Consider the following 6,253-nt stretch of genomic DNA (forward strand, 5'->3'; position numbering starts at 1 on the left):
GGATCCCTTGGTTCAACGGTAGTTCACTCCGTAGGCGGTTGCTGTGCCTTAGTAGGTGCTTACCTTCTCGGACCACGCAAGGGCAAATATATAGATGGCGTCTCCTATGGGCTGCCCGGACACAATCTCAGCCTGGCGATTCTGGGTTGCTTGATTTTATGGCTGGGCTGGTTTGGTTTTAATCCCGGCTCAACCATTTTTAATCCGGGAACTACGAATTTAGATCCCAACGCCATTAGCCATATTGTGCTCACGACCAATACAGCAGCTTGTGCAGGGGCTATTGCTGCAGCTCTAACTACCTGGTTTGACCCAAGGGATCCTGACAGTAAGCCTGACCCCACTATGATTATTAACGGAGTACTGTCGGGTTTGGTAGCTATTACTGCATCCTGTCGATTCGTTACCATTGGTAGTGCTCTCACCATAGGTCTGATTGCAGGAATAATAGTGGTCTTTTCAGTGGACTTCTGGGACAGGATGAAAATTGATGATCCAGTAGGTGCTATTTCTGTCCATCTTGTCGGTGGAATCTGGGGAACACTGGCTTTAGCTCTTTTCAGTGAAGGACCTGGTGCTTTATATAGTATTGGTAACGGTCCAGTAGCCGGACTATTCTGTGGTGGCGGGATAGATAGTATCGGGCAGCTTTCTATTCAACTACTTGGCATTGTTGTTGTAAATCTGTCAACGGTTGTCTTGAGCTGGCTGGCTTGGTTATTAGTTAAACGCATACTTTCCTCAAGTCTGAGAGTTACAGAAAAAGCAGAAATTGAAGGTCTAGATTTCCACGAACACCGTATGACTGCCTACAGTGGCTTTTTGTTTAAGGCAGATGTCAAGCAATTAGCCATGAGGAATCGGCAAAGACATAATTAACACACTGTTCTGTAGGTACAAGTAAACCCATTAAATTATAGGATTCAACCGGTTATGAAGGTAATCAATAACAGTATTTTCCAGCAAATAAGTTTAATTTGATACAGACAAACTAAGCCGAAGGATTAGAATCATAAATCAAATTAGTTTAGAAATAGTGTGATCATAGTTTTATTGGATAGCGATCAAAACTATCAAGATAGCAATCCGTGTAGCAATTAAAATAATTTTGATCCCTATTCCCTATTCCCTATTCCCTATTCCCTATTCCCTATTCCCTATTCCCTGTTCCCTTTGTTAGAGTAGTTTAATCAAAATTAATCCCATGACCATAATCAATATGTCAAACAAACAACAAGATTACGATAGCCTTGTTAGGGATTTAGTAGCTGATCATGATGATATTATAGGTGCAGTTATCCTCTATAAACAGTTACCAATTACTCAGTTAATAGGTAGCTTAAATAAAGTTGAAATTCTCAAACTAGCCGAGCAAATAATCGAGTTTAACAAATCTATTAACCGCTTACCTAGTCTGGTAAACAACGAAAAAATATTGATGGAATCTAGAGATACTTTGCTGATTGTTGTTTTTTACCCTAATCAGTGTTTGTTGCTAGTTAAAGCTAAGCAAACTGATATCGTTGGCAGGATTCTACATGCTATTGAAGAAACATCACAAAAGATTCAGTCTTTACTTGACCCTAGAGTAAATTATCGGAATGGTTATCAGTTATTTGAGCAGCCAAAGGATCATGACATAATATACAGAAATAAACCCCTAAGTCCTGAATTTTAGGACGTTCCCAAATGTCAATACAACTGGGGCACAAAGAATTGCTCATTAATAGGTGGGCGCACATAGTTATTGGGAGCCTTCTTGCGTGGTGGTAATTTTAGAGGTTCCGGTGTCATATCAACGTAGGGAATCTTGCTCAGAATATGACTGATGCAATTAAGGCGAGCACGCTTTTTGTCATCAGCTTCCACCGAGAACCATGGCGCTTCGGGAATATTGGTGTGAGCCAACATGTTGTCTTTTGCTTGGGAATATTCCACCCAGCGATCGCGAGATTCTAGATCCATCGGGCTGAGCTTCCAGCGACGAGCGGGATCGGTGGTGCGAGATTGGAAGCGTCGCTCTTGTTCTTCATCGCTAACTGAAAACCAATACTTCAGCAAAATTATGCCAGATCTGACCAACATCCGCTCAAATTCTGGGCAGGTTTGCATGAATTCCTGATACTGTGCATCGGTACAAAAACCCATCACATGCTCCACCCCAGCGCGATTGTACCAACTGCGGTCAAAACAGACAATTTCACCGGCTGCGGGCAAATGAGCTACATAGCGCTGGAAATACCATTGGGTCTTTTCCCGATCACTGGGTGTACCCAATGCCACAATTCGGCAGCCACGTGGATTTAGGGCTTCGGTAATCCGTTTAATAGTGCCTCCCTTACCCGCTGCATCACGTCCTTCAAACACAATCACAATGCGGGTACCAGTATGCTTAGTCCAGTATTGCATTTTCACCAGTTCCAATTGCAGACGGGCAAGCTCCTTTTCATAAATTTTCCTAGGAAGTTTAGAGCTGCCTTCTGCCTCAGAAATGTGGTAGAATACTTTTCGTTCTGAATTTGCTAGATTGGCCTTCTTTTGTTTCTTGAGTTTTTTCTTATTTAGTTTTTTCTTATCTATTTTTTTCTTATCTTTCTTTTTGATATCTGCTGCTAGTAGATGATTCTTTTTGCTGGCGCGTTGGGACTTATCCCCATTAATAGATTTAGTTTTCATTGTTATAAAACCCTGTATTTGTATTGAGCTTGATGTATGGTGGGCAGTGGATCAGGCAGATTCACCAAGCTAGCCATTGCGCTACGCGCACGCTACGCGAACGGGTTGCTAGGCACTGCCCACCCTACGATTAATCTGCTGCCTTTTTTACCAATATACGGCGGTTTGCATAACTATCAAGTACACAGGATTTTCTCCTTCTTTCCTCTTCCCTGCTCCCTGCTCCCTGGTCCCTAAAAACCCAGAATTTGTACCTAATTGAAGTGCAAACCGCTGTAAAGTTAGTGCGTTCGCTAGCCAACGCCCTTCGGGCTAATCGCAACTCTAGACCGCCTTGGCAAAGTTAGCTGGATCTTGGTCACGTCGGTGACGGATGGGAATAGCAGAACCTTGACCATTTCCTACTAAAGAGGCAGTTTTTTCCAGAGACTCTCTGAGCCTCTTAGCAGCATAGATAGACATATCCCGAGGAACACTAATTCTGTCGCGCAAATATCTAAGAGCAGGATCTGAACCCAACGGTGGCATACAGGTTTCCCCGGTAATCATGTGTGTCAAGGCACAACGCAGGGCTGGATCAAACAAGGTCTCGTCGGCGGGGTTAACTCGAATGATATTGGTGCGGTGTTTAAGCACTCGTTGGAGAGCTTCAGTACGGGAAGTTTCCGGTTCTGGGTAAGTTACATCCGGTAGCCCTTCCCAAGGACCATTGTCCACCCGTGCCTGATTGACTAACGTCTGGGGTTTATCGTTTGGCCAGCAGCCTCCCATCTGGGGAGGCAAATCATGGACATGGGTGTGGAAGTCGCTTTGTGTGCCACGATAGGTAGGTCGGGTTTCCATGGCTTCAAACCAAGCTGCCAATCGGGGATTTTCTTCCCTGATAGAATAGCCTTTGTAGTAATAAAGACTGGCATTCATGCGTTCGACATAAGGCATGAAAATTACATCAACAGTACCGAACTGATCCAGAAAATAAGGACCCGGAGTGCGACTGAGGGCATTTTCCACCATCTCCACCACTTTAATAAATTGGTCTTGGTTATGTTGTTCTTCTTTTGATGAACGTGTAGGATAACACAGCCAACTACACCAAGCTCTAAACAGAAGTCTCTCCAACTGCCGCAGATTTATGACAGCGGGGTCTTTCATGCTTTGCTCTAAGGGTTTAAAAACCCGTTCTAATCCGATTAAAATGTCATCACTTTCGGTGATTAAGTTACCATCTAGCTCTAGGGCTGGTAGCATCCCCGATGGCACTTTCTGCTTGTACCAACGTTCTTTCTTACCATAACAAAACATGGTAATTTTTTTGATACGATAAGGAATTTTTTTTTCTTCCAACCATAGCCAAATTTTCTGGCAGTAAGGGCACCAAGCGTGGTTATCGCGGTATAGTTTAACCCGAATATCAGATTCAGTAAAACCAAATAGGCGCAAACAAGATTGAGCGTTAGTAGCTCCATTAACAGTATCTATTTCAAAATCCGTTAGAGCTTCTAGTTCTTGCCAGGTTAGGGGGGCGATGCTCATGGGGGTGGCTTTAATTAAAGTTTGATATAAAAGATACTATCCCATATTTTGTGTAAGCTATCAGCTATCAGTTATCAGTTATAAGCTATCAGCATTCAGCTATCAGCATTCAGCTATCAGCTATTGAATAAAATAAGCTGACGGCACCTCAAGTAGCGATGCAGCGCGGTCTTGGGGGTTTCCCTCATGAGCGACTGCATCAAGACAGCGTGAGCTAAAAGCTCACGGCTGACGGCTAACAGCTGACGGCTGATAGCTGACAGCTGAATGCTTAGAACCAAGACAGTGATAAACCTGAGCTTGGTAACCATCCACGGATATTAAATTATTCACAGAATTCTCAGCAGAACAATTAGGTAACTCTTCAACTGTTGCGTTAAAATTCACCAACCATAAATCTAGGGTACTTGACAAATCAATGACAGTTTCTTTAAGAGTGATAGCAGCTGGACAATTGGTCTGCTGGCACTGAATTTGGTCTTGATGTGCCAATAGAAATTGGGGATTGAGGGAGGATAGTTTTTGATCAGCCTTCTGTTGGAATTCCCAAGCCAGTCCCATCATTTCACCAGTCTGTACCAAGGTGTTGTGAGTAGTAGCAATTAGTATCGGTACTGATGACTGTTGTTCAATTATCGGTACCAATAAATCTGGACGATAGTATTTTTGATAGCCTAGATTGCTGACTACGGTAATACTACTCAACAACCCCATTAGCCAAACTAGCGCTATAGTTGTTGGTCTCCTAGGGCTACTCTTGTCAGTGGGATTGACTGTTGAACGGTGACGGTTACTGACGGCTAGGGCGGCTGCTACTAATACAATCACAGCAGGGAAGTAGACGAAACTATACCGAGCACCACGGGTGAGGTCGGTACCAAGGCAGTAAGTAATACCAAAAAATAATGCGATCGCACTAATCAAGAAACTCGCTAAAACCCCTGTGACCAAAGCAGTCTGAGGGTGATTTAGTTGTATTTTTAGATAGCGATAGATAATCGGGAGCAACCAGATTAGAAACACCAACATCACCAAACCCGAAGCAATGACCACTATCAGGGAAGATGACTCTACGGGCAATAGAGATAACATGGTAATCCAAGCAGCGAGAGCTTGAAAAATTGGCTTAGTCCAAGCCCAACTCCCATCATTGCTACTTATAATCCATTCAGTCATCTGAGCATCGTAACTCGATAGCCACACCGGTAACCAAACTAATCCTCCCATGGCACTACCTGCCGCAACTGCACCAATGCGCCGAATGGGACAGGGTCGAGAAGGAGAAATTTTGGCTAATCCCCAAAGTCCTAACAAAACCATGGCCTCAGCACAGAGGGTCAGGAGAAAAAAATAGTGGGTTGCTATACCTAAACAATTAACCACTACCCAAGACAGGGATATCCAAATCGGTAGAACAGTCTGGCGTTGGAGATGTTGTACAGCAATAATTAAGCAGCACAGGGATGCCATCACCCACAGAATGGCTAAGGTGTAATGACGGGCTTCCTGGGCTAGAAAAACACCGTAGGGAGACACAGCCATAATTGCTGCTGCTAGTTGAGCGACTAACCGGGAACGAAACCCTACCCAGCTCAGTCCATAGATTAGTGGAATTGATACTATACCGAACAGGGCGGGAAGCGATCGCATTCCCCAAATTACTAAGTCGCTATCCTGTAAGGATGTTCCATCAAACGCCTGTACACCAAAGGAAAATAGCCTCATCCACCAGTTCGCAAGGACAAAATATAGGGGAGGGTGGTGATCCTCAGTAAATAAATGATGAATAACTGCTGATGCTCCCGATTCTGGATTAAATTCCAGTGGTTGTAACAGGGTAGAGAGGGAAATGGCTTGGTCTAGGGGTAAGGTTTGATAACTATTGCCCAAGCTGAACACTATTGTGGCAAATTCATCAGTCCAGGGAGACTTCAGGGTGAGGTTAGTGAAGCGTAAAACACTGCCAATAATAATCCAAAATAATAGCAACAGGGGGTGGAACCAGAGACTTCTCAGGAAAGTTTTCAACAATAGTAACCTCAAT

5 protein-coding genes and 1 pseudogene are annotated in these 6,253 nt (G+C 43.8%); 3 read left to right on the top strand and 3 right to left on the bottom strand.

All coding sequences use genetic code 11. From position 1 onward, the window contains the following. A pseudogene (locus F6K52_RS30430) lies at positions 1-879 on the top strand (ammonium transporter); the annotation flags it as partial. 325 nt (positions 880-1,204) lie between these two features. Beyond that, the gene (locus tag F6K52_RS30435; RefSeq protein WP_293087668.1) at positions 1,205-1,678 is read left to right on the top strand and encodes a hypothetical protein; all 474 of its coding nucleotides are present in this window, start codon (positions 1,205-1,207) and stop codon (positions 1,676-1,678) included. 14 nt (positions 1,679-1,692) lie between these two features. Here the strand turns inward: F6K52_RS30435 and ppk2 are convergent, their stop codons facing one another. Continuing rightward, on the bottom strand, positions 1,693-2,676 hold the full coding sequence (gene ppk2 / locus F6K52_RS30440; protein ID WP_293087671.1) for a polyphosphate kinase 2: 984 nt from the start codon (positions 2,674-2,676) through the stop codon (positions 1,693-1,695). Positions 2,677-2,712: 36 nt separating this feature from the next. Between ppk2 and F6K52_RS30445 the strand changes: the two genes are divergently transcribed. Further along, positions 2,713-2,913: a hypothetical protein gene (locus tag F6K52_RS30445; protein WP_293087674.1), complete on the top strand. Its 201-nt coding sequence runs from the start codon at positions 2,713-2,715 to the stop codon at positions 2,911-2,913. An 87-nt stretch (positions 2,914-3,000) separates the two neighbouring features. Here F6K52_RS30445 and F6K52_RS30450 read toward each other — a convergent pair whose 3' ends face one another. Together F6K52_RS30450 and F6K52_RS30455 are read right to left on the bottom strand one after the other, a co-directional pair. Further along, positions 3,001-4,209 carry a glutathione S-transferase family protein gene (locus F6K52_RS30450; protein ID WP_293087677.1) on the bottom strand — a complete coding sequence of 403 codons (1,209 nt, stop codon included), beginning with the start codon at positions 4,207-4,209 and terminating at the stop codon, positions 3,001-3,003. A gap of 222 nt (positions 4,210-4,431) precedes the next feature. Then, positions 4,432-6,252, bottom strand: a complete 1,821-nt coding sequence (locus F6K52_RS30455; RefSeq protein ID WP_364420477.1) for a phospholipid carrier-dependent glycosyltransferase — start codon at positions 6,250-6,252, stop codon at positions 4,432-4,434. Position 6,253 lies beyond the last annotated feature (1 nt).

This window comes from Moorena sp. SIO3H5 (genome assembly GCF_010692395.1).
Taxonomy (GTDB): Bacteria; Cyanobacteriota; Cyanobacteriia; order Cyanobacteriales; family Coleofasciculaceae; genus Moorena.

Bases quoted from the DNA above. Each gene is read 5' to 3' on its own strand.
- F6K52_RS30435 (WP_293087668.1), top strand. From the start codon at position 1,205: ATGACCATAATCAATATGTCAAACAAACAACAAGATTACGATAGCCTT.
- ppk2 (WP_293087671.1), bottom strand. From the start codon at position 2,676: ATGAAAACTAAATCTATTAATGGGGATAAGTCCCAACGCGCCAGCAAA.
- F6K52_RS30445 (WP_293087674.1), top strand. From the start codon at position 2,713: ATGGTGGGCAGTGGATCAGGCAGATTCACCAAGCTAGCCATTGCGCTA.
- F6K52_RS30450 (WP_293087677.1), bottom strand. From the start codon at position 4,209: ATGAGCATCGCCCCCCTAACCTGGCAAGAACTAGAAGCTCTAACGGAT.